23 protein-coding genes are annotated in these 21,131 nt (G+C 61.1%); 17 read left to right on the forward strand and 6 right to left on the reverse strand.

Going from position 1 to position 21,131, the window contains the following annotated elements:
• From VGI36_00005 to VGI36_00055, 11 genes are all read left to right on the forward strand, one after another.
• Nucleotides 1-608, forward strand: a 608-nt coding sequence (locus tag VGI36_00005) for an exodeoxyribonuclease VII large subunit (protein ID HEY2483493.1), incomplete at its 5' end; no start/stop codon positions are given.
• 6 nt (nt 609-614) lie between these two features.
• Nucleotides 615-890: an exodeoxyribonuclease VII small subunit gene (locus VGI36_00010; protein ID HEY2483494.1), complete on the forward strand. Its 276-nt coding sequence runs from the start codon at nt 615-617 to the stop codon at nt 888-890.
• Between the two features lie 34 nt (nt 891-924).
• The gene (locus tag VGI36_00015) at nt 925-1,668 is read left to right on the forward strand and encodes a TlyA family RNA methyltransferase (protein HEY2483495.1); all 744 of its coding nucleotides are present in this window, start codon (nt 925-927) and stop codon (nt 1,666-1,668) included.
• Nucleotides 1,669-2,646: an ROK family protein gene (locus VGI36_00020; protein HEY2483496.1), complete on the forward strand. Its 978-nt coding sequence runs from the start codon at nt 1,669-1,671 to the stop codon at nt 2,644-2,646. It abuts the gene before it with no gap.
• Nucleotides 2,647-2,857: 211 nt separating this feature from the next.
• Complete coding sequence (locus VGI36_00025) at nt 2,858-3,850, forward strand: LysM peptidoglycan-binding domain-containing protein (protein HEY2483497.1); 993 nt, start codon at nt 2,858-2,860, stop codon at nt 3,848-3,850.
• 62 nt (nt 3,851-3,912) lie between these two features.
• Nucleotides 3,913-4,275 (forward strand): hypothetical protein, encoded by a 363-nt coding sequence (locus VGI36_00030; GenBank protein HEY2483498.1) that lies wholly within the window; start codon nt 3,913-3,915, stop codon nt 4,273-4,275.
• 4 nt (nt 4,276-4,279) lie between these two features.
• Nucleotides 4,280-4,762, forward strand: coding sequence for a DUF2231 domain-containing protein (locus VGI36_00035; GenBank protein ID HEY2483499.1), 483 nt, complete (start codon nt 4,280-4,282; stop codon nt 4,760-4,762).
• Between the two features lie 80 nt (nt 4,763-4,842).
• Complete coding sequence (locus VGI36_00040) at nt 4,843-5,673, forward strand: enoyl-CoA hydratase-related protein (protein HEY2483500.1); 831 nt, start codon at nt 4,843-4,845, stop codon at nt 5,671-5,673.
• 185 nt (nt 5,674-5,858) lie between these two features.
• Entirely contained in the window at nt 5,859-6,644 is a 786-nt protein-coding gene (locus tag VGI36_00045; GenBank protein HEY2483501.1) for a hypothetical protein, read from the forward strand.
• A 119-nt stretch (nt 6,645-6,763) separates the two neighbouring features.
• Nucleotides 6,764-7,378: a TetR/AcrR family transcriptional regulator gene (locus VGI36_00050; GenBank protein HEY2483502.1), complete on the forward strand. Its 615-nt coding sequence runs from the start codon at nt 6,764-6,766 to the stop codon at nt 7,376-7,378.
• Nucleotides 7,379-7,397: 19 nt separating this feature from the next.
• Entirely contained in the window at nt 7,398-8,396 is a 999-nt protein-coding gene (locus VGI36_00055) for a ferritin-like domain-containing protein (protein HEY2483503.1), read from the forward strand.
• 208 nt (nt 8,397-8,604) lie between these two features.
• Here the strand turns inward: VGI36_00055 and VGI36_00060 are convergent, their stop codons facing one another.
• Nucleotides 8,605-9,090: a GNAT family N-acetyltransferase gene (locus VGI36_00060; protein ID HEY2483504.1), complete on the reverse strand. Its 486-nt coding sequence runs from the start codon at nt 9,088-9,090 to the stop codon at nt 8,605-8,607.
• Nucleotides 9,091-9,351: 261 nt separating this feature from the next.
• Nucleotides 9,352-10,941, reverse strand: coding sequence for a VWA domain-containing protein (locus VGI36_00065; protein HEY2483505.1), 1,590 nt, complete (start codon nt 10,939-10,941; stop codon nt 9,352-9,354).
• A gap of 115 nt (nt 10,942-11,056) precedes the next feature.
• Here VGI36_00065 and hrcA point away from each other — a divergent pair, with 115 nt between their 5' ends.
• The 4 genes from hrcA (at nt 11,057) to dnaJ (ending at nt 16,055) form a co-directional block, all read left to right on the forward strand.
• Complete coding sequence (gene hrcA, locus VGI36_00070) at nt 11,057-12,100, forward strand: heat-inducible transcriptional repressor HrcA (protein ID HEY2483506.1); 1,044 nt, start codon at nt 11,057-11,059, stop codon at nt 12,098-12,100.
• An 83-nt stretch (nt 12,101-12,183) separates the two neighbouring features.
• Nucleotides 12,184-12,831, forward strand: coding sequence for a nucleotide exchange factor GrpE (gene grpE / locus VGI36_00075; GenBank protein ID HEY2483507.1), 648 nt, complete (start codon nt 12,184-12,186; stop codon nt 12,829-12,831).
• A gap of 34 nt (nt 12,832-12,865) precedes the next feature.
• Nucleotides 12,866-14,830, forward strand: a complete 1,965-nt coding sequence (gene dnaK / locus VGI36_00080) for a molecular chaperone DnaK (GenBank protein ID HEY2483508.1) — start codon at nt 12,866-12,868, stop codon at nt 14,828-14,830.
• 91 nt (nt 14,831-14,921) lie between these two features.
• The gene (gene dnaJ / locus VGI36_00085; GenBank protein HEY2483509.1) at nt 14,922-16,055 is read left to right on the forward strand and encodes a molecular chaperone DnaJ; all 1,134 of its coding nucleotides are present in this window, start codon (nt 14,922-14,924) and stop codon (nt 16,053-16,055) included.
• On the opposite strand, the gene VGI36_00090 is transcribed toward dnaJ, so the two are convergent.
• The gene (locus VGI36_00090) at nt 16,036-17,232 is read right to left on the reverse strand and encodes an amidohydrolase family protein (protein ID HEY2483510.1); all 1,197 of its coding nucleotides are present in this window, start codon (nt 17,230-17,232) and stop codon (nt 16,036-16,038) included. The two genes, dnaJ and VGI36_00090, sit on opposite strands and share 20 nt — an antisense overlap.
• 194 nt (nt 17,233-17,426) lie before the next feature.
• Between VGI36_00090 and VGI36_00095 the strand changes: the two genes are divergently transcribed.
• On the forward strand, nt 17,427-18,503 hold the full coding sequence (locus VGI36_00095) for a GlxA family transcriptional regulator (GenBank protein HEY2483511.1): 1,077 nt from the start codon (nt 17,427-17,429) through the stop codon (nt 18,501-18,503).
• On the forward strand, nt 18,500-19,141 hold the full coding sequence (locus VGI36_00100; GenBank protein HEY2483512.1) for a DJ-1/PfpI family protein: 642 nt from the start codon (nt 18,500-18,502) through the stop codon (nt 19,139-19,141). The genes VGI36_00095 and VGI36_00100 overlap by 4 nt, the downstream gene beginning before the upstream one ends.
• Nucleotides 19,142-19,228: 87 nt before the next feature.
• Here the strand turns inward: VGI36_00100 and VGI36_00105 are convergent, their stop codons facing one another.
• The 3 genes from VGI36_00105 to pyrE form a co-directional block, all read right to left on the reverse strand.
• Nucleotides 19,229-19,468 carry a VOC family protein gene (locus VGI36_00105; GenBank protein ID HEY2483513.1) on the reverse strand — a complete coding sequence of 80 codons (240 nt, stop codon included), beginning with the start codon at nt 19,466-19,468 and terminating at the stop codon, nt 19,229-19,231.
• 184 nt (nt 19,469-19,652) lie between these two features.
• Entirely contained in the window at nt 19,653-20,528 is an 876-nt protein-coding gene (gene aroE / locus VGI36_00110; GenBank protein HEY2483514.1) for a shikimate dehydrogenase, read from the reverse strand.
• A gap of 36 nt (nt 20,529-20,564) precedes the next feature.
• Nucleotides 20,565-21,131: orotate phosphoribosyltransferase (gene pyrE, locus VGI36_00115; protein ID HEY2483515.1), on the reverse strand; the 567-nt coding region annotated here is incomplete at its 5' end.

Consider the following 21,131-nt stretch of genomic DNA (forward strand, 5'->3'; position numbering starts at 1 on the left):
CGAGCCTCGTGGAGCTTCGCGAGCAAATCTCGATGGCGCACGCAGCGCTTATCGCAAGAATGAGACGGGAACTAGGTGGGTGGCGTGAGACAGTGGATGATCTCGCCGTCCGGGTGCGGCACCCTGGCGCGCTGGCCGCGCTGGCGCGCGCGGACCTTGCCGATTCTCACGACGCGCTGCGCGATGCGCTGCGTAATCGAATTGACGGCGCCCGGCGCTCGGTGCGCGAACTGCTGCTGCGCCTGCGCACGCCCGCCGCTGAGATTCGCGAGCTGCGCCATCATCTCGCCCGAGGGTCGCTGACGCTCGCGCACGGTGCCGGTAGGCTGGTACGTGAGCATAAGGTGAAGCTCGCGACCTTCTCCGACCGGCTCAACGCTGGAGCCGTGACTGGCCTGGTGAAGCGCCGCCATCGGCTCGGCGAGCTGGCAGCGCGGCTCGATTCGCTCTCTCCGTTGCGCGTTCTCGAGCGCGGTTACGCGGTCGTAAGCAGCACGCGCGACTCACGGGTGGTGATCGACGCTTCCACGGTAGAGGTCGGAGAGGAGCTTCAGATTCGCTTGCTCAGGGGGAAGTTGCGGGCGCGCACGGTCGCGCGCGAAACATAGAAGATCATGGCCGCGAAGGAAAAAAAGTTTGAAGAAGAAATCAAGGATCTCGAGACCCTGGTCAATCAGATCGACTCCGGCGAGCTGACCCTGGAAGAGTCGATCAGCGCATTCGAGCGCGGTGTCGCGCTGGTCAAGTCGCTCAACCGTAAGCTTGACGAAGTGGAACGCAAGGTCGAGCTTCTCACCCGCAACGCTGAAGGCCGGCTGCAGAGTTCGTCGCTCGACCACGAATTGGGCGAGAAACCCCCCGACGACGACCAGGACGACGAGTCTTTCTGAACTTCCTCCGACCTCCGCGAGATGGCGGCCGCTGATGCGCGCGCGGCTCGATATCGAGATGGCACGGCGCGGGCTGGCCGAAAGCCGCGAGACGGCGCGGCGGCTGATCATGGCGGGGCGGGTACGGGTAAATTCCCGGCCCGCTGACAAGCCCGATCTGCTGGTCACTGCCGAAAGCAACATCACGGTTGTCGGTTCGGATCCCCAGTACGCGAGCCGCGGCGCGTATAAATTGATCGCGGCTCTGGATGGGTTCGCGATTGAGGTCGCGGGACGCCATGCGCTTGATGTCGGTGCATCTACCGGCGGCTTCACCGACGTGCTGCTCAAGCGCGGTGCCGCTCACGTAATTGCGCTTGATGTCGGATATGGTCAAATTGCCGAGCGCCTGCGGACCGATCCGCGGGTCACCGTTCTGGATCGCACCAATGTCCGACTGGTGGAGCCGTGGACGCTCGCGTATTTGCCGGACTTGGTCACAATCGATACCAGCTTTATTTCGCTGCGCATCGTGATTCCCGCGGTGCTTGCGCTCGTCGCGGCAAAAGCTGAGATTATCGCGCTCGTGAAGCCGCAGTTCGAAGTCGGAAAAGGCAAAGTGGGCAAGGGCGGAATCGTGCGCGATGACGCATTGCGGCGCGTGGCGCTGGAGGAGGTGCTGAGCTTTGCGCGGCAGGCGGGCCTTGAGATCTTCGGTTCGATCGATTCACCGATCGCGGGCGCAAGGGGAAATCGCGAATTTCTGGTCGCGATGCAATTTGCGCGTCCCGGGAATTGAATGAATCGCGGCTACATCATAGGCCTCGACATGGGCGGAACCAACATCCGCTGTGCGGCGGTGTCGGCCAGTGGCAAGGTCCGGGTGCTGCGTCGCGGTCCGGCGCACGCCGACGCCAGCGCGTCGCTGGTGGCGAAAAATATCGTGCAACAGGTTCGCGCGTTAGAAGATGAAGCGCGCCGCCGTGGAATGGGAGCGCCGCGAGCCATCGGGGTCGCCGTGCCCGGGCCCTTGAACGTGCATACCGGAAAGGTGATGGCCGCACCCCATGTCGCAGCGTGGCATTCATTTCCTTTGCGGGCCAGATTGGAAGAGGCACTAGGACGGCGGGTTGCAGTCGAGAACGATGCGAACGCCTGGGCACTCGGAGAGTTCTGGCGGGGCGCCGCACGCGGATATCGTAATGTCGTGCTCCTGACCTTGGGCACCGGCGTGGGCGGTGGGCTCATCGTGGGCGGCCAGCTGGTGCACGGGCGCGACGGAATGGCGGCTGAGCTCGGGCATGTGGCGGTTGAGCCGGCGGGCTTGCCTTGCGATTGCGGCGCGCGTGGATGCCTCGAGGCGTATGCGTCGGCATCGGGCATCCGGAAATTGATCGAGCGCCAGCTTGCCTCAGGCCGCCGGCTGCCTCAGCCTTACCTAGATAAGGAAGGGAACTTCAGCGTGCGCGGTCTGACACACGAGGCGCAAAGGGGTGATCGCGTAGCACTCCGCGCCTTCGCGACGGCGGGCCATTACCTGGGCATTGCGATCGCGTCCTTCCTTAATACCTTTAATCCCGATCTGATCGTGGTCGGCGGCGGGGTCGCCGGCGCACTGCGATTCATGCGGCGCACGATGCGCGCGCAAGTTCGTGCCCGTGCTTTCGCCGCGATCGCAGCTGACGCGCGAATCGTGCGCGCCGCACTTGGTCCGACCGGCGGAGTGGTAGGGGCTGCGTACGCCGCCCTTCATCCCGCAACCCGACCGGCATCGTAAGCACCTCGAATCAGCCGAGTGGCTAGCTATAAGCAAGTTTTACAAGACCAAGCTGGCGACGTGGTCCGCTGGTGGGCCCTCGTTATACAGCAAATAGTATGGAAAAAGAGCCGGGTCCGGCCAACTAGCTCTTTTTTCGTAAGCGGCATTTGAATTGGCCGTGTGTTACAATATTTTCCTGACTGTTGCCTGACGATCGGTGAACCGGCGAATGTCATTCAGACCATTCCTCGCCACGGGGGCCAAGTGGGCGCTACTCGTCGCCGCCACTTTCGCGTGTTCCTCAATCTGCCTCGCCCAGAGCGACCTTGAAGGCGACACCTCACAGGGCTCTCCGCCTTCGGTGGTGGAGAGGCCCTATCGAGAGCCGGCCCCGACTACCCGGGCGGAGGAGGAAGCCCCGAGTGGAGCGCCCGGAACCTCTTATCCGGAGGCCGAGGCGGTGCCAAAGCCGCCGCCCCCACCCCGGAAAACGTTTCCCTACGTGATCCGGTCCGGCGATTCGATGGCATCGATCGCGTCGATGTTCGGGCTTACGGCGGAGCAACTGGCCCACATCAATCATATGCATCCGGACGACGAGCTGATGGCGGGTGACGAACTCAAAGTTCCCAATCCGTTCATCGCGGAGGTAAACGGCCTGCAGGCGCAGGTGAAGACGCTCTCCGCTCAAGCCCAAAGCGCGCAACAGAAAGCGGACAGCGACGATCGCGAGTTGAGCGGCCTGCGCGACAAGGTTCAGGACCTCACTTCCGACAATCAATCACTGAACTCGAGCCTGCGTTTGCTCCCCTGGTGGCACGCAACCGCGTTGTCGACTACCGTCGCCGCCCTCATCATGTTCGGGGTCATGGTAGTCACGCTGTTCGAGTGGTGGCGGATGCGTCGGCGATACGTCGCGCTGGCTGGACTTGCAGACGATCTTGGGCGGCTTGACTACAAGTACAAAGCGATGCTCGCCAAAGCAGAATTGCGGCTCCAACAGCTCTACGGCAGGCGCCGCGGCGGGATGACCGAAGGACAGCCGCGTCCCAAAATGCCAGAAGAAATCGAGATCGAACGGCTGAACGAAGAACTCAGGGAAGTCCTGGAGCGTCATCTCACCCGACTCGGGGCTCGATCACGAACCCGCAAACGTGCGCTGTGGCGCGAACTGTTTGGCGGCGTCGATTCGCCGGTTGAAGCGCGTTCGGCTCGCCGGTAGCTGTCATCCAGGAGCGGGAATCAGCGCGGCGACCTTGTAATACATCCGCCGGAGGAAACGTGATGAAGAAATTCGCGACGGTTGCGCTCGGACTGATGCTCGCCACGGGCCTGGCCGGTTACCTGCTCGCCGCCGACAGTGCCGCCGAAAAGTCCGTCACAGGAACCCTGGAAGACAGTTACTGCTACGGATCGATGGGCGCCAAGGGCGCCAGCCACAAGCAATGCGCGATCGCGTGCGTGAAGAAGGGGATCCCGGTGGCACTGGTGGACACGAACGGCAACATTCATATTCTGCTGCCCGCGAAAAACGACCAACCCCTGCCGGACGACGTGTACTCGAAAATGGAGGACCAGGTCACGGTGACCGGAAAAGAGTACAGCAAGGGTGGGGTGAACTTTCTCACTGCCGAATCGGTAAAGTAGGCGCGTGCTGGAGAGGCTGTTCCCGGGAGCGGCGCATCTTCAGAACATCCACCCGCTGGTGGTGCACTTCCCGATTGCGTTTCTGTTCGGTGCCACGTTGCTCTACTTTCTGGGCGCCTTCTTGCGAAATGAGTCCATCACCGGCGCCGCGTTGTGGGTGCTCTTGCTCGGTGCGATCGGAGCCGTGCTCTCCGCGGGGACGGGTCTATACGCGAGCGCGGGCGTCATGATTGCGCCCTCGGTGCGAGACGCCCTGTTGCTCCATCACCGCAACCTGATGGTCGCGGTCACCGCGCTGACCGGCGCGCTGACCGTGTGGGCTTTGGTGGCCCGGCCGCTTCCGCGGCGCGGACGGTGGGCGTTTTTGTTGGGGTTGGTCGCGATGTGTGTGCTGATCGCACGAGGAGCGGATTACGGCGGCCGTCTGGTTTATGACTACAACGCGGGCGGCAATGCCTGCGGTCAGCCTATAGATTTCAGCAAGTAGAGCGTGGTTCGGAAAGGCGTTCTCCGATTTCCTTCCCGCGCCGCTATAACCGCCTGAGAGGTTTAGTGGAGGAGACAACGATGGCTTATTCTGCGCTGCTGGTGGATATCACGAATGGAGTCGCCACCGTCACACTCAATCGACCAGAGAAACTCAACGCCTACAACGCGGCGATGGGCGCAGAACTGTCGCAGGCATTCGCGGCGCTAGACGGCGACGATCAGGTGCGAGTCATTGTCGTTACCGGAGCCGGCCGCGCGTTCTGCGCGGGCGCAGACCTGTCGACTGCCGGCGGCGACACGTTCAACTACGATAAGCGTCGCGAACGCGGCGAGCTCCGGGAGGCGCCCGCGATTCGGCCCTGGAATATGAAGAAGCCGATCATCGCGGCGATCAATGGCCCCGCGGTGGGAGTCGGCATTACCTTGCCGATGCAGTGGGACATCCGGGTCGCTGCGGAGAGTGCACGAATCGGCTTTGTGTTCGTGCGACGCGGAGTGATTCCAGAAGCGCTCAGCCTGTGGACCCTTCCGCGGCAGATCGGCCTGGCCAGAGCCAACGAGCTGCTCATGACTGGAAAAATCATCTCCGCCCAAGAAGCGCTCGAATTTGGAATTGTGAGTCACGTTTGGACGGACGGGGAATTCAGGGCCAAAGTTCGTGAAATGGCAGAAGATATCGCGCTCAATACCGCGCCCGTTTCAGTCGCGATCACCAAGCGGCTCACCTGGGGACTGCTCGGTGAAGACGAAGTGGAAAAGGCGCAGAGCGTCGACTCGCGAGCGTTCCAGTGGACCGGCAAGCAGCCTGATTCGCATGAGGGTGTGAGCGCTTTTCTAGAAAAGCGCAAACCCGCCTGGAAGATGAAGCCATCAAAGGACTTTCCGGATTTTCTCTCCGAGATCAAATAGCTTCTCCCCGCTCCCTGGGAAGCCAGCACCTGACCAGGCTAGGCCTTCGGCTGCTCCCTGGATGAGATTGCTCACTTGAGACGGGTTCGCGCATACGCGAAAATCAGAAGCGGTCTACGGCACTGCGGCGTGGCGGGAAGCCAGCCCGGTCACCGGCCGCAAACACTGACCGATCAAAAGCAGAGATGAAAAACAATTCACTTCGCGGGGACACCGTTGTGGCCGGTCGCCGCGGCGTCGCACGACTCGCCGCTACATGGTGGCAGGCGACCACCGCGATCGCGCTGGCGATGCTTGTGCCGATCGCGCTAGCGAGTTTCGGATGCAGTTCGAAAAAGAAGGTTGAAGATATCGGGGCCGATGACAGCGCGACCGAGGCCGCCCCCGAACCGCAACCACCGCCTACTGCGACCGTCGAGATCAGTTACAGCCATCCCAAGGACTCGATGGAGCGCGCGACGGTGAGCAAGTATTTCGGCGCAGAAGTTATCCAAACGACTCAAACCCACTCCGGGCGTAGCGCCTCGGTGATTCGCTTCGATGGGGGAGTGCCAATTTGGGAAATCCGAGCGGATCGCGGCTTGGCCGGCCGCATTTCCGACATCGGCAGTTCCGGTTGGGCGGTAAAGAAACTCGAATACGGGAAAGTGCCGCCGCATTTTACCCAACTGCTCCCCGACGCGGGCCCACCTGAACCCCTCGACCGCGGGTCGTTCTATGTGTTCACAATCGAGCGCTCGTCGGGGACGGTCAGCTATCAGGCGGTTAAAGTGCAGGCCGACGGGTCGTTGCAGGCGTACGCGGCCCAGCCCCGGGCCGGCTCGAGTTTTCTCATCTGCTGCGGGCTCGCATCGGACTTCACCGAACCCGTAGTCCTGCCCGAGGAAATAACTCCGGACGAAACCGGGCAGGACAATTCTGCGCCGAGCGACCAGGGTGCCGAGCCGAGCGATTCCGGCGGCAACCCCTAGGCGATAACCCCTTTTATTCTCGAGCGAATCTTCCCGGCCGCCTTATCTGAATATATCTTCAGTTTTGAAGTACGGCTCGGAATTGACTTGTTATTCATAACCGATTATAGATTCAGCCAGTGGCTGAACCCTTAGAGAATCTCAGGGAGTCCGGGCCGAATCGGTTCGAAAGACGGCGCGAGAAAACCCGCGTCGACCTTTTGGAAGCGGCCGAGCGCGTGATTGCGCGCAAGGGTTACCATAACACCCGCATCGCTGACATTGCTTCTGAGGCAGACGTGGGCTTGGGTACGTTCTACCTTCACTTCAAGACCAAGAACGAAATCTTCATAGAACTGATAAATTACGGAGCTGGCCACCTGCGCCAGGAACTGGTCGAGGCGAAGGCCGGAATTCAGCATCCGGCAGAGAAGCTGCGAATTACCATCAACACCATCCTGGACGCGGCCGCGCAGGCGCCCGAATCGTTTCGCATCGTGTTTGGGCATGGCCCGGCATTCCTGGACCTGATGGTCCGCGTACACCAAACCTTCATCGACGATCTTCGTGTCGACCTGGAACCGGCGATTGGATCGCAAGCGGATGCGGTCGCGCATCTCACTATCGGGATGCTTTCACAGGCCATTACCTGGCTACTCGAGCGGGAAGATCTCTCGCTGGCGGAACTTAAGGAAACCACAGTTAATTTTGCGTTGGGCGGCCTGGAACGTGCGGCGTGCCCTGACGTTAGTTGATACCTGGAGGCGCTAATCGATGTTCACCGAGCGGACTGAAGTACAGACTCCTCTCAGCAACGTTTTCCACTGGAACTACGACGTATTGTTTCCCCAGATGGACCGGCTCTACGAGAACGCCAAACGCGATCAATGGAACGTGTCCACCACCATCAACTGGGATCGGCCAATCGAACGGGAAGTCATCGACATGTCGATGATGCCGATGTTTCAAACCGAGCTTTACCGATCGCTCAGCCAGGAGCGCAAGGATCAATTGATGCGCAAATTTGCTGCCTGGCGCCTTTCGCAGTTCCTGCACGGCGAGCAGGGCGCGCTTATGGTCTGCGGGCAGTTGGTCGAAGCGGCGCCGGACCTGGACGCGAAGATGTGTGCGGCCGCGCAGGTCATGGACGAGGCTCGGCATGTCGAGGGCTTCCGCAAGTACATCACCAAACTCGACAAGATCTATCCAATCGATCCTACGCTCAACCGGCTGCTGTGCGCGGTTATTGAGCACGAGCGATGGGAGCCCAAGTATGTCGGCATGCAGATCGTTGCCGAGGGCTTGGCCATCGCCGCCTTTCGCTTCATGCAGCGCGAGACCAAAGACCTCCTGCTCAAGGAGCTGCTGGAATACATCATGAAGGACGAATCGCGCCACATCGGCTTCGGAATGCTGGCGTTGCGCGACGCCGTGCGGAAGCTCAACGGCAACGAGAAGAAAGCTCTCGAAGACTTCGCTTTCACCGCCTGCGACATGATGGTCACCAAGATCGTCGACGGACAGCCCAAGGACGGGTTCCTTTCCGGTACCTCAGTGTTCGAGGAAGTGGGCATCTCCACGAAAGATGTCGAGACCGAGATGCAGCGCAATCCGGAGTGGGCCAAGGCCGAGGCTCAGATGGATCAGCAGTTCAACTCATTTCTGTTCGTCGATACGATCATCCCCTGCCTGCGTCAGCTGGACCTGATTAACCAGCGCACCGAGCCCTGGTACACGCAGCTCGGCGTCATGCAGATGGCATCGGCGGCCTAGTCGCCGCGTTGAAAGTGAAAAAAAGGCCCGCGAGTCGCCGGGCCTTTTTTTGCTTGCCCGGCATGACCGGGGACCCCGAGCTGAAAGTTCTCGGCGCTAGCGAGCACCTCGAATTCGCATCGCGCCGCCGGGGGCGGATCCGGCGGCCCGCAAGTAGCGCACGTCGCCACCCCTGTGCCCGTCCGGAAAACTGCGCAATCTGGATGGACTAGCGCAGTTCATCCAACGCGGACCCGTTCAGTCGATAGGTCGGCTCGTTGAACACGGGATCCATTTCCCCGGTTTTTACGAAGCCCAGGCTCAGGTAGAGCGCCGCAGCGTTAGTGTTGGTGCGGAAGCATACCAGCTGTACCGCGCGGCATCGCGGATAGCGTTTCACGATCGTCCGAAGCGTTTCGACGACCGCGGCGCGCCCGTAACCACGCCCCTGCTGTGGCGCATCGATCATGATGTCGTCGATCCAATATTCGTCTTCGCTGTGCGGGTCGCACACGATTGTTGAAAAGCCCACGATCGTGCCGTCAGCACTGATCAGGTGCGGCAGATGCTCGTACTGTTCGCCGAGGGCTTTGACGTAGCATCGCGTCACCGACCATGCGGGCGGCGATACGAAAGTCCGTTGCTCCGGCTTGAGCTGCAGCCGCCACAGCGCGCGATAGTTGGTGCGGTCGATGGGGATCAACGTGATCTGCATGGCTCATCGATTGTACCTCACGCTCAATATCAACGCTGCCGTGCCAAGGACTGCACCATGCGAATTACTGCGGCAGCGGCTCGGGCACTGAGAAATTCAGGCGAAGTGAACCCGGGAGGGAGTGAGGTTGATTTGCCGGCCAGCGACCCAAACACGCATCTGCGGAAGGGGTGGATGTTCGCGGGCTGGGAATGAACCGACTTCCGGTGAATCCGAGTCAGCTTTTAATCCTCCCTCAAGATAAGACGTCGACCCCGATCCTCACACTGCCAGGAATAACTCGCGCGAAGATTCTGCGGTGAGCTTTTTCACCGAGGTTATCTTGTCGGCGAACTGCGCCATCGAGGAAGTGTCAACCGAGCCCACGTCCACCAGCACGGCGAAGATCGTGAATTGCAGTGCGTCCTTACGCTCGCGCAGATGCGCCAGCCACTCGGGTGCGACCTGACATTCGCCGTCGGTGATCATGACGATGTCGCCGCGCTTGAGCTTGCGGTCTTCTAGCAACGCCATGGCGGCGTCGAGTGGTTGCTGAAAATCCGTGCCCCCTCCGGGAAAATACTCGGCCATCTCGATGACCTTGGCGAGTTCGGGTTCGTAGCGCCGCTCGCGGTTCAGGTCGAGAACCCGCAGCGAGCCTTCGCCGGAGGAAAAGAGGACCGCCCGAAACAGGCGGCGCTGCCGCCGTGCGATGTCCATCAAGGTAAGCCCCACCGCCTTTGCCCACAGTTCCTTCTCACCCTGCATCGAAGAGCTGACGTCGATACACACCACCATCGGGCCTTTGCCCTTTTGCTCGTCCTCGCGCAGCCAATACTGCAACACTTCCCCCTCGAGCAAACGGCGGCGGAAGTCCTGCACCAGCACTGGGTGATGCAGCGCGACCAGCTCGGAGGGAATTATCCTTCCCAGATCCGAGCCGCGTTCGATCCCGTATGCCTCACTGCTCCCGCGATCGAGGGTCTTGCGTCGAAGCGCGCGTGCATCCTGCTTCATCCTGCCGACCAGCCGAGCCAGTTCACCGAGCTTGCGGCTGCGGGCCAGATGGCGTCCGAGTTCGAGCCGCTGGCCGGCGTTCATCTTGCCGCCCTGGCCAAACTCGCGGCTGAAGGCATGACTATCTTCGGCGGCCCGATCGATATCCTGTGCAAGTTCCACGGACTTCACTTGCATCTGCTTCAACTCGCCGCGCCCACTGTTTTTCAGGTCACGTTCCATCTGGCGGGTCTTCTGGTTGAGACGCGCTTCCGAAACCTGCGCTCCGCGAGCTGCCGCCTCGACCATGGCGGCCAGCTTCTTCTTGTCTTCCGCCGATGCCTCGCGAGCGCCCTCGTTCCGATCGGTCATCTCCTGCGCCGCCTTTAACGTCTCCGCGCGCGATTCTAGGTCCTGCTCCTGATGCTCCAGATCCCAAAGATCGACTATCTCGTTGCGATTGATAAGCTTCTCCGACCGGATCATCTCGAGTGCGCGCTCGCCGAGGACCATCGCGGCGATGGCGGCCTTGTCCTCCTCCAGCAGCGTACGACTCTTGAGCGCCTCGAACGCGGGGGAGGGCAGCAGTCCTTCAAGGATTGTACGATTCAAGGAAGCCGACCGCCTGACGGCGTCGGGTTTTTGCCAAACCAGGTTGTACTTGAAAAGCGCGAGGAAAAGATCCGCCAACAAAGCATCGAAGTGTGGAACCAACCGCCCGCCCGCTTCCATTAGGTCAGTGGCGGACGGGGCGCCCGCGAGGATCTCGGACCATGCGCGACGGTCGTAGCCGTCGCTTTCGATCCACGACGTGTTCCGCGGCACCACCGGCAACTGAAGACGCCGGGCTTGTACGGCTTTGCTCCTACGTGCCATGCCTTCCCTGTGAAAGATTAGCCGACCTTCATTGGACCTGCCATTGCTTCTGATTGGCACTTGAATGTATCCGTGATGCGGTAACAAGATTGTAATTGAGGTTCGGCCTCGAGAGATGAACGGCGAAACCAATTCGCTTTCCACTCGACGTCATGCACTGCTGCTGGCCACGGTGCAGGAATTCATCGCTACCGCAGAACCGGTTGGCTCGCAGCAGGTTGCGGCTCATTACTCGCTGGGCGTGCGCTCGGCAATGGTGCGAAGCCTGATGGCCGAACTGGAGGAGTCCGGATTCCTGACCCAGCCGCACGTCTCGGCCGGACGCGTTCCGACCGACAAGGCGTTCCGTTACTACGTCGATCACCTGCTGGCGTCCTCGCGCATCGCTTTCGAGGACCGCGCGCAGATCGAACTTCATTACTCGGGCCGTCCTCGCGGTCTGGAGGATGTAATGCGCGACACCCCGAAGCTGCTCGCCCTGTTAACTGGACAGGCCGCGCTGGTGGTGGCACCGCGCTTGGAGGCCATGACGATCGAGCGCGTGAGCTTTGTGCGCCTGCGCGAACGGCAGGTGCTGGCGGTGTTTGTGGCAACCGCGGACCGGGTGGAAAACCGCTTGGTTGAGACGGACCGGGACTTCAAGCAGGACGAACTCGATCGGATGGCCCGTTACCTTAACGAGTCGCTGGCCGGTCGGACCCTCGACGAAGCACGTAGGTGGATCGAGCGACAGCTCAAGGAGCAGCGTGCCGCGTACGACCAGTTCAGGCGCGACGCCCTCGCCCTCGGTGGAGGGGCGATAGGCGAGAAGGGCGATCGGACCGAGGTCTACGTCGAGGGCAGGGTCAAGGCACTCGACCAGCCGGAATTTGCCGACCCAGAACGAGTCCGCGAACTGCTGCGTGCTCTGGATGACAAGTCGGCTCTGTTAGCACTACTCGAACGGAGCATCCAGCAAAACGGCTTGATGATTTCCATAGGCTCGGAAAACTATGATCCACGCTTGGCGTGTCTCAGCGTAATTGCGGCTTCATATGCGACCGGTTCTGAATCGGCCGGAAGCCTCGCCGTGGTCGGCCCGGTTCGAATGGACTACGACCGCGTAATTCCGTTGGTCGGCTATACGGCCAGGACCCTTACCCGGTTGCTCGAGCACTAAGCTTTTCTCAAACAGCATTCTGCTTCCACGAGTGGCGCGAATCGAAATCGTGCTTATTTTTTCTGTGGGTGCAGTTTCGCAGTATGAACAAACATCGCAAGGGCAATTCCGGCGAACCCGAGTCACACGACGACCGGCAGGCGAACGGTGCTGAGTTCATGACCTTGACCGACGAAATGGCGGAGTCGAGTGGCGAGGCCGAAGCTCGCTGGCAGGAGCTTCAGACCCAGCTCCAGGAGAAGGAAAAGGAGCTAGCCGAGCTCAAGGACAAGTATCTGCGGGCACTGGCGGACGGGGAGAACGCCCGCAAACGCATACGGCAGCAGAGCGAGGAGAGCGTTCGAATCCAGAAAGAGGGAGTCCTACGTGACCTGCTGCCAATTGTCGACAATCTCGAGCGCGCCATTGGAGCGGCGCGCGAAGGAGCTAGCGACACCGCCGTGATTGTCGATGGGGTTCAGATGGTCCTGCGGTCGCTGATGGATTTTCTAAAGTCCCAGGGCGTTGTCCCGATCGTCTCCGCGGGCCAGCCCTTTGACCCGGCCCGCCACGAGGCGGTGGATCACGTGGCAAGCGACACGCATCCGCCCAACACGGTTGTCAATGAGTTCCACCGGGGATACCTCATCGGTGATAGGGTATTGCGGCCAGCCAGCGTGACCGTGGCGAAGGGACTTTCGAACCGGCGAAACAATGGCGAATCCGACACTTCAGAAGTTGAAAACGACTAGATCGTGATTATTTATTGAGACACAGCCCGGGAATCTGACAGGGCGACAATCGAGAAAAATGGCAAAAGTAATCGGTATTGATCTGGGGACGACCAACAGTTGCGTTGCGGTAATGGAAGGTGGCGATCCGGTGGTGATCGCCAACTCCGAAGGTAGCCGTACCACGCCTTCGGTCGTTGCATTTACGGACTCCGGCGAGCGTCTGGTAGGGCAGATAGCGCGGCGACAGGCGATCACCAATCCAAACAATACGGTGTTCGCGATCAAGCGCCTGATGGGACGCCGCTTCGAGGACGCCGAAGTGCAGAAGGCAGCCAAAGTGCTGCCGTACAAGGTCGTGAAAAACGACGACGGCGCCGCATGGGTCGAGATTCGCGATAAACGTTATAGTCCGCCGGAGATCTCGGCTTTCATCCTCCAGAAGATGAAGCAGACGGCCGAAGACTATCTCGGCGAAAAGGTCACCGAGGCGGTCATCACGGTACCGGCATATTTCAACGACGGACAGCGACAGGCGACCAAGGATGCCGGACGAATTGCGGGACTCAACGTCCTGCGAATCATCAACGAGCCGACCGCCGCATCGCTGGCGTACGGCCTAGATAAGAAGAAGGACGAAAAGATCGCCGTGTTCGACCTGGGAGGCGGCACCTTCGACATCTCGATACTGGAACTCGGCGAAGGGGTGTTTGAAGTCAAGGCCACCAACGGAGACACCTTCCTGGGTGGTGAAGACTTCGACCAGCGCGTCATTGACTATCTGGCCGATGAATTCAAGCGCGACCAGGGAATCGATCTGCGCAAAGATCGCATGGCGCTGCAACGACTCAAGGAAGCAGCGGAAAAGGCCAAGTGCGAACTTTCCACGGTCATGGAGACCGACATCAACCTCCCGTTCGTCACGGCCGACCAGTCTGGTCCCAAGCATCTGAATATCAAGCTGACCCGGGCCAAGCTCGAGGCACTGTGCGCAGATTTGCTCGACCGCCTCGAAGGGCCTTGCGTCACCGCATTGCGCGACGCGGCGCTCAAAGCTAGCGATGTCAACGAAATCGTGCTGGTCGGCGGTATGACTCGCATGCCGGCGGTTCAGGAGCGAGTGCGCAAAATCTTTGGCAAGGAAGGGCACAAGGGCGTCAACCCTGACGAAGTGGTTGCGGTTGGCGCAGCCATCCAGGCCGGCGTTCTCAAGGGCGAGGTCAAGGACGTTCTGTTGCTGGACGTGACCCCGCTGTCACTCGGTATCGAAACTCTGGGCGGTGTGTTTACCAAGTTGATCGAGAAGAACACCACCATACCGACCCGCAAGAGCCAGGTATTTTCGACCGCGCAGGACAATCAGACGGCGGTCACGATCCGGGTTTTCCAGGGCGAGCGCGAGATGGCGACCGACAACAAGCTGCTCGGCCAGTTCGACCTGATCGGAATTCCACCGGCGCCGCGGGGCATGCCGCAAGTCGAGGTCACCTTCGATATCGATGCAAACGGCATCGTCAATGTCCACGCGAAGGACCTAGGCACCAACAAGGAGCAGTCAATCCGAATCACAGCTTCTTCGGGACTTTCCGAGGAAGACATCAAGCAGATGGTGCGTGATGCCGAGCAACACGCCGCGGGTGATCACAAGCGGCGGCTGGAAGCGGAAGCGCGCAATAAGCTTGACAATCTCGTCTATACGACCGAGAAGACGCTGAAGGACTACGGTTCGCAGCTCGATGAGACATCGCGCAAGAGCGTCGAAGAGGCTCTGGCCAATGCCAAGAGCACGCTCGAATCCAAGGATCCCGACGAGATGAATCGCGCGGCCGAAGCGCTGTCCAACGCATCGCACAAGCTGGCTGAGGCGATGTACAGCAAGAGCCGCGCGCAGCAGGGTCAGCCCGGTGACGGCGGCGCTGCCGGTGGCGGCGCACAACCCGACGGCGCGACCGGAGACAGCAAGCAGAAATCGGGCGACGGCGAGGACGTGGTCGATGCCGATTTCAAGGAAGTGAAGTAGTCCCGACTCCTTGCCCAGGTGGGCGAAAAAGCTCCTCGCACTGCGGAGGGCAATGGCTTCGGCGTAACGTATCGTTTAAGATTCCGTCACGATGCCCTCCGCCACCAAACGCGATTACTACGAGGTTCTGGGTGTAGCCCGTGGTGCCGCCGACGACGACCTCAAAAAGGCTTACCGTCGCCTTGCGATTCAGTTCCACCCCGATCGCAACCCCGGCAATAAGCAGGCCGAGGAGCGGTTCAAGGAAGTAAACGAAGCGTACCAGGTGCTGTCTGATCCAGAGCGACGCTCCCAGTATGATCGCTTTGGACATAGCGCGTTTCAGGGTCCGCAAGGGCAGGGGCCCTTCGGCGGGTTCGACTTCTCGCAAGGCTTCGAGGAAGTTTTCTCGGATATTTTCGGAGACTTCTTCGGCACCGGCCGCGGCCGCGCGCGTTCACGTTCGCGGCGAGGCGACGATCTTCGCTACGACCTCGAGGTGGAGTTCGAAGAGGCCGCACGCGGAACCGAAAAGGTAGTCCGCTTCCAGCGCCTGACCCTGTGCGAGTCTTGCAACGGAACCCGGGCTCGCGGCGGTTCCACCGGCGCACGTCAGTGTCCGAATTGCCGCGGCTCCGGCCAGGTCCGCACCCAGCAGGGATTCTTTTCTATCTCCACCACCTGCAGCCAGTGTCGCGGGGAAGGAACGATCATTTCCGATCCGTGCCCCAAGTGCCAGGGCCAGGGCCGGCTGCGCAAGCAGGAATCGCTCTCGGTCCGTATTCCTCCGGGGGTCGACAATGGGTCGCGCCTTAAGCTGCGGGGCGAGGGTGAGGCTGGTTACGGCGGCGGAACTCCGGGTGACTTGTACGTCATCATCCACGTCAAGGAACACTCGCTGTTTGTGCGCCAGGAAAACCACATCGTAATCGAGGTGCCAATCAGCTTTCCCCAGGCAGCGCTCGGGTGCGACATCGAGGTGCCGACGCTCGAAGGCAAGGTGAACCTCAAAGTCCCTTCGGGGACCCAGTCGGGCAAGGTTCTGCGACTCAAGGGCAAAGGCATCATCGATCTGCACGGTTACGGACGCGGAGATCAGTTGATTCGCGTAGTCGTGGAGACTCCTCGTAGCCTGACCGCCCGCCAGCGCGAGCTACTCGAGGAATTCGCCAAGCTTGACGGCAAAGCCGTGAACCATCCGCTGTCCAAAGGCTTCGTCGACCAAATCAAGAAGATGTTCGGCTAGCCGCCGAGCCCCGGTTGTCAGCGTTCGCGAAGGCGTTCGGGTACAGGTCACGGAAATTTCCGGAGAAGAACCTGGTTCTCCTCGCCTCGCTGAGTGAAGCCACGGAACGGTCGAATCTTCCTAGCGGATCGCGGCCTCCCTCCGCGTGCGGATAGTCTGACGAGAACATATACAGCTCCTCAAATGATTCGTTGACCATGGCGCTCACGTCCTCGAAGGGATATGGCGTGAAGCGCAGCTGCTGGCGTATTTGCTCCGACGGCTTTCGTCTCATCCGCGCCAGGTGTGGTTCGGGTTTGCTCCAGATGTCGACGGCGTGGTCCAGCCGCCGGATCATGTCCGGCACCCATCCGGATCCGATCTCGATCACACCGCCGCGCAGGTCCGGATGCCGGTCCAATACCCCGTCCAGCACCAGCACTGAAATGAAGCGCTGCGGAGCGTGATGGATCACGGTGAGATCCTTTGACCCGATAACCTCGGCGCCCCCGCGCGCCGAGACGTGGTCCGGATGGCCATCGTTCATCCACTCTTCCGAGATGCGAAGCGCGCCGCTGCCGACATGGAGAATGAAGGGCAGCCGCCTCTCGGCAAGGCTCTTCCAGATAGGCTCCAGCGCGGGATGTCCCGGCGATCGTCCGCCGGGCGCGTCTGCGGCAATCCAGATCGCGCCCAGGCCGAGTTCGGAGGCATTGACGATTTCCTTCAAGGCCAACTCAGGTTCATCCAGCGGGACCATCGCCACGCCGATCAGCCGCCGATCCCCGCCGCAAAATGCAGCCATCGCTCGGTTGTGCGCGCGGGCAGCCGCATAGCGGACCTCCAGAGGTGCCTCGAAAATCAACCTGGCACAGAACGACGAGAAGACGACTTGATGCTTGAAGCCCAGCAGATCCAGCGCAAGCGATCGCTCCGCGCCGCTGAACGCGCCTAGCGCGTCGTGCCATTTGGGACCGCGGGTGATGCGATCTCCGAGCTGTAATAGTTTCCGGACGGCTTCGGGAGATTGGCCCGCCTTGCCAACGTGCTCGCCGGGATCAAATAGACCGGTGGTCCTGCTTCCCAGCGGGGGCAGCAGATCGCGGCTGGAGGGATCTGCGTGCGCCGACAGGAAATCCGGCAGCTCCATCAAGTGACTGTCGGCATCATAGATCAGTCGTTCGCCTGCGTAGCTCATGGTCAGTCTCCAAATTCGTTGGGCGGGACACCGCTTGTCTGCAAGTCAGGGTTCTCAAGCAGCTCTTTTCTACTATACCCGCACTTCCGCCTTTGCCCGATCCGGTCCGCGCGCTGTCCGCACGTTTGCCGACGATGGCAGAAACTGTGGTATATTCAATTGCAGTCAGAGCGACCGAATGCGATTCTCTTGGCATGAAAAGGAACGCGGGTCTCAAGGCGCCGGTCGACAGCGCGGCGGTTCGCCGCGTAGCCATGCTCGGGTTTCCCGACGCGCAGATCCTTGACATTGCGGGTCCCCTCGAAGTCTTCGCGCGCGCTTCACGGTGGCTGACCGATGAGGGGCTCGCGGACGCGCCGGCGTACGAGATAATTCTGCTTGCCGCAATCCAGGGCTCCCTGGCGATGTCGAACGGCCTCAGGTTCGTAGTCGACAAATCCATCGAAGGGCTGGATACAGCTCTCGATACCCTGATGGTCGCCGGCGGAATCGGGACCACCGCGGCGATGAGCGACCCGCGGCTGATAGGTTGGTTGCGGAAAATCGCCCCACGAGTGCGACGCCTCTGCTCGGTGTGCACTGGCACTTTCCTGCTGGCGGAGGCAGGCCTGTTAAGCGGCCGCCGCGCCACGACTCACTGGCGCTTCTGCGACGCGCTGGCGCGGCGCTTTCCCGCAATCCAGGTGCAGACCGATCCAATCTTCGTTCGCGATGGGCACGTCTATACTTCGGCAGGAGTAACCGCGGGAATCGATCTTGCGCTGGCCCTGGTCGAGGAAGATTACGGGCGCCGAGTCGCGCTGGGTGTGGCACGAGAATTGGTGATGTTTCTGAGGCGCCCGGGAGGGCAGTCGCAGTTCTCTGTCCAGCTCGCTGCGCAAAGCGCCGATCGCGAACCGATTCGCGACTTGCAGGGATGGATCGCAGATCACCTGTCGGAGGATCTCTCGGTTGGCAGGCTAGCGCGTCGAAGCGCGATGAGCGCGCGTAATTTTGCACGGGTTTTTTTGCGCGAGACCGGACTCACGCCGTCTGCTTTCGTTACACGGACCCGCGTCGAGGCTGCCCGCCGCCGTCTCGAGGAATCGGCCGACGGCATCGACGCCATTGCCGAACATTGCGGCTTCGGTACCCGGGAGTCGATGCGCCGGGCGTTCATTCGATCTGTGCACGTCCCGCCCGGTGCATACCGAAGTCGCTTTCGTCCCGCCGCGCCGTCGAATACTGCCCCGACGGTTCAGCGCGTGAAACAATTGGAGGGAATCAAATGAGGATCGCGATTCTGACCTTCGACGGAATTACCGCTCTGGATGCGGTCGGACCCTACGAAGTGTTACAGCGCGTGCCCGGTGCCGAAGTGGTCTTTGTCGGTGAAGCCCGGGGCCTCAAGCGAACCGATACCGCGTCGCTCGCGATCAACGCCGATCGCTCAATTTCGGAAATCACTAGTGCCGACGTCGTCGTGGTCCCGGGCGGATTCGGCGAGCAGCAGGTGCGTACCAAACCGGCGATGCTTGAGTGGGTTCGCTCCATCCATGCGACCACTAGCTGGACCACCTCGGTGTGCACGGGCGCGCTTATCCTGGGTGCGGCAGGACTGCTGAAGGGCCTGCAGGCGACCACTCATTGGGCGGCATTACCCCAGCTGGCGAATTTCGGGGCGATTCCGACCTCGGCACGAGTCGTAGAACAGGGGAAGATCATTACCGCCGCCGGCGTATCAGCGGGAATCGACATGGCTCTGCGCCTGGCGGGCAAGCTAGCCGGCGACACCATGGCCCACGCCATTCAGGTGGGAATCGAGTACGACCCGCAACCACCCTTCGACGGTTCATATAAACGAGCACCCGCGCCCGTCATGTCGATTCTTCGCGATTTCTATACGCGGCGCGGCCTGATGACCGAGTGAGCCTGCCCTAGCCTCAACTTTTTCAGGGACGTTTCTTTACCTGGAGACTTCCTCTCTCGTGGGGCGCAGGCTGCTAGGACGCATCATTCATGGCAAGTGCACCACTTCGAGCTTGAGGCCATCCGGGTCGGTGAAGAACACTGCATAATAACCGGGCCCGTAATCATATTGGCGCGGCGCGTCCGTTACTCTGCCGCCGTGCCGCTCGATTTCCGCCGCGAGCTCATCCACCTGGCGGCGACTGTCGACGGTGAAGGCGATTTCGCAGAGTCCTACGCGATGCCGATGGAATTGGTCTGCGCGAAACCGTGATTCCGCCTCCTGCACCCAAACGGAGCCGGCGTCGTTGTACCATCCGCTGCCTTGCTTGGGAGCGTCGTCGGCGTAGGCCGTCTGGTTTGGATAGCCGAGTTTCGGCAGCAGCCAGTCCTAGAAGCACTTTGCCTCGTCGTAGCGATTCACGTTCAACATCAGGTGGTGGATTCGGCCATTCATCGAAAGCGGCTCCTGTCTATCGGGTGCGCCCCAGCGCGTCCATGAGCGCGCGGCGCATGACTCCGTGGGGAGCGCGTACCCCGTTAAATAAATGGAATGCCAACTCTCCCTGCTCGACCAGCATACCGGCTCCATCGGCGCACTTTCTTCCCGCACCGATGGCACCCGTCAGGAACTTCGAGGGTCTGCGCGCGTAGAGGGTGTCGTAGAAAAAGCAGTTCGGTGGCGTGGCATCATATTTGAGGTGCGGGAAACCACCCCCGGTTAGCCCCAGCGACGTTGCGTTGACAACGCAGGCGACCTCAGCGAGCAGGCTGCTATTGACAAGTTCGCGGAGCCCGACCGCCTCGAAGCGCGTGCGCCGCAGCGCGCTTTGCGCAAAACGCCGGGCCAGCGCACTAGCGCGCCTGGCGGTGCGGTTGGCAATTATAACGCGTGCCGCCTTGAGTCGGCTCAGCGCTACCACCGCCGCGGCGCCAGCGCCGCCGGCGCCTATAACCAGCGCGGTCCGCGCCGCGACCAGGATAGCTTGCGCGCGCAGATCGCGTTCCAGCCCGCGCGCGTCGGTGTTATCTCCCACCAGTTTTCCGTCTCGGTGGATGACACAATTGATCGCGCCGAGTAGGTCCCCTTCCGCGGTGAGCTCGTCCATGACTGCTAGGGCCCGGGCCTTGTGCGGTAAAGTTAGATTTACCCCGGCGATCTTCAAGGGCACAATTCCGCGCAGAGCGGGCAGCAACTCAGCCCGCGTTACGTGAAACGCGAGGTATCGCCGATCCATACCCAGAGCCGCGTAGGCGGCATTGTGCATCGCCGGTGAGAGCGAGTGCTCTATCGGATCGCCGAAGATTCCGGTCAAACGCGTGGTGGCGGAGATTGGTCCCTGACGCACGGAGCGGGGCACCGTCCAGGCGGGTCCTTGGACCGATTATTTCCCCGCCCGCGCCGCGGCGCGAATTTCGTTGGCGTCGAGCAGGAATTGGTACTTGAGTCCGGCGGCGGCTAGGGCTTCTCGCCCACCCTCGTTTCGATCGACCAACGCGAAGCCGTGGGTCACGTTTGCACCCGCTTCGCGCAGCGCTGCCAAGGCCTCGAGCGTGGATCCGCCGGTCGTGATAGCATCGTCAAGAACCGCGGTCCTGAGTTCGGGCCGGAACGCGCCTTCGATACGCTTCTGCATGCCGTGTGCCTTGGTTTCCTTGCGCACGAAGCACCCTCGCAGCTTGAGGTCATGCCGATAACCCGCGGCAATGATAGCGCTAATAAGCGGAATCGCTGCGACCGCCATCCCGCCAATCTGACCGACTCCCGCTGCACTCACAGATTCCAGCATCAGTTCGCCGACTAAAAACATCCCCCGAGGAAGGAACATCGCAGGGCGGCAATCCAGATAGAAGTCTGAGACCTTGCCGGAGGAGAGGGTTACTTGCCGCTCGAAGTAGGCCTCGCGCACCAAGAGGTCGATCAGTTCACGGCGCAACTCCAGGTCCATGGC

This window comes from Candidatus Binataceae bacterium, assembly GCA_036495685.1.
Taxonomy (GTDB): domain Bacteria; phylum Desulfobacterota; class Binatia; order Binatales; family Binataceae; genus JAFAHS01.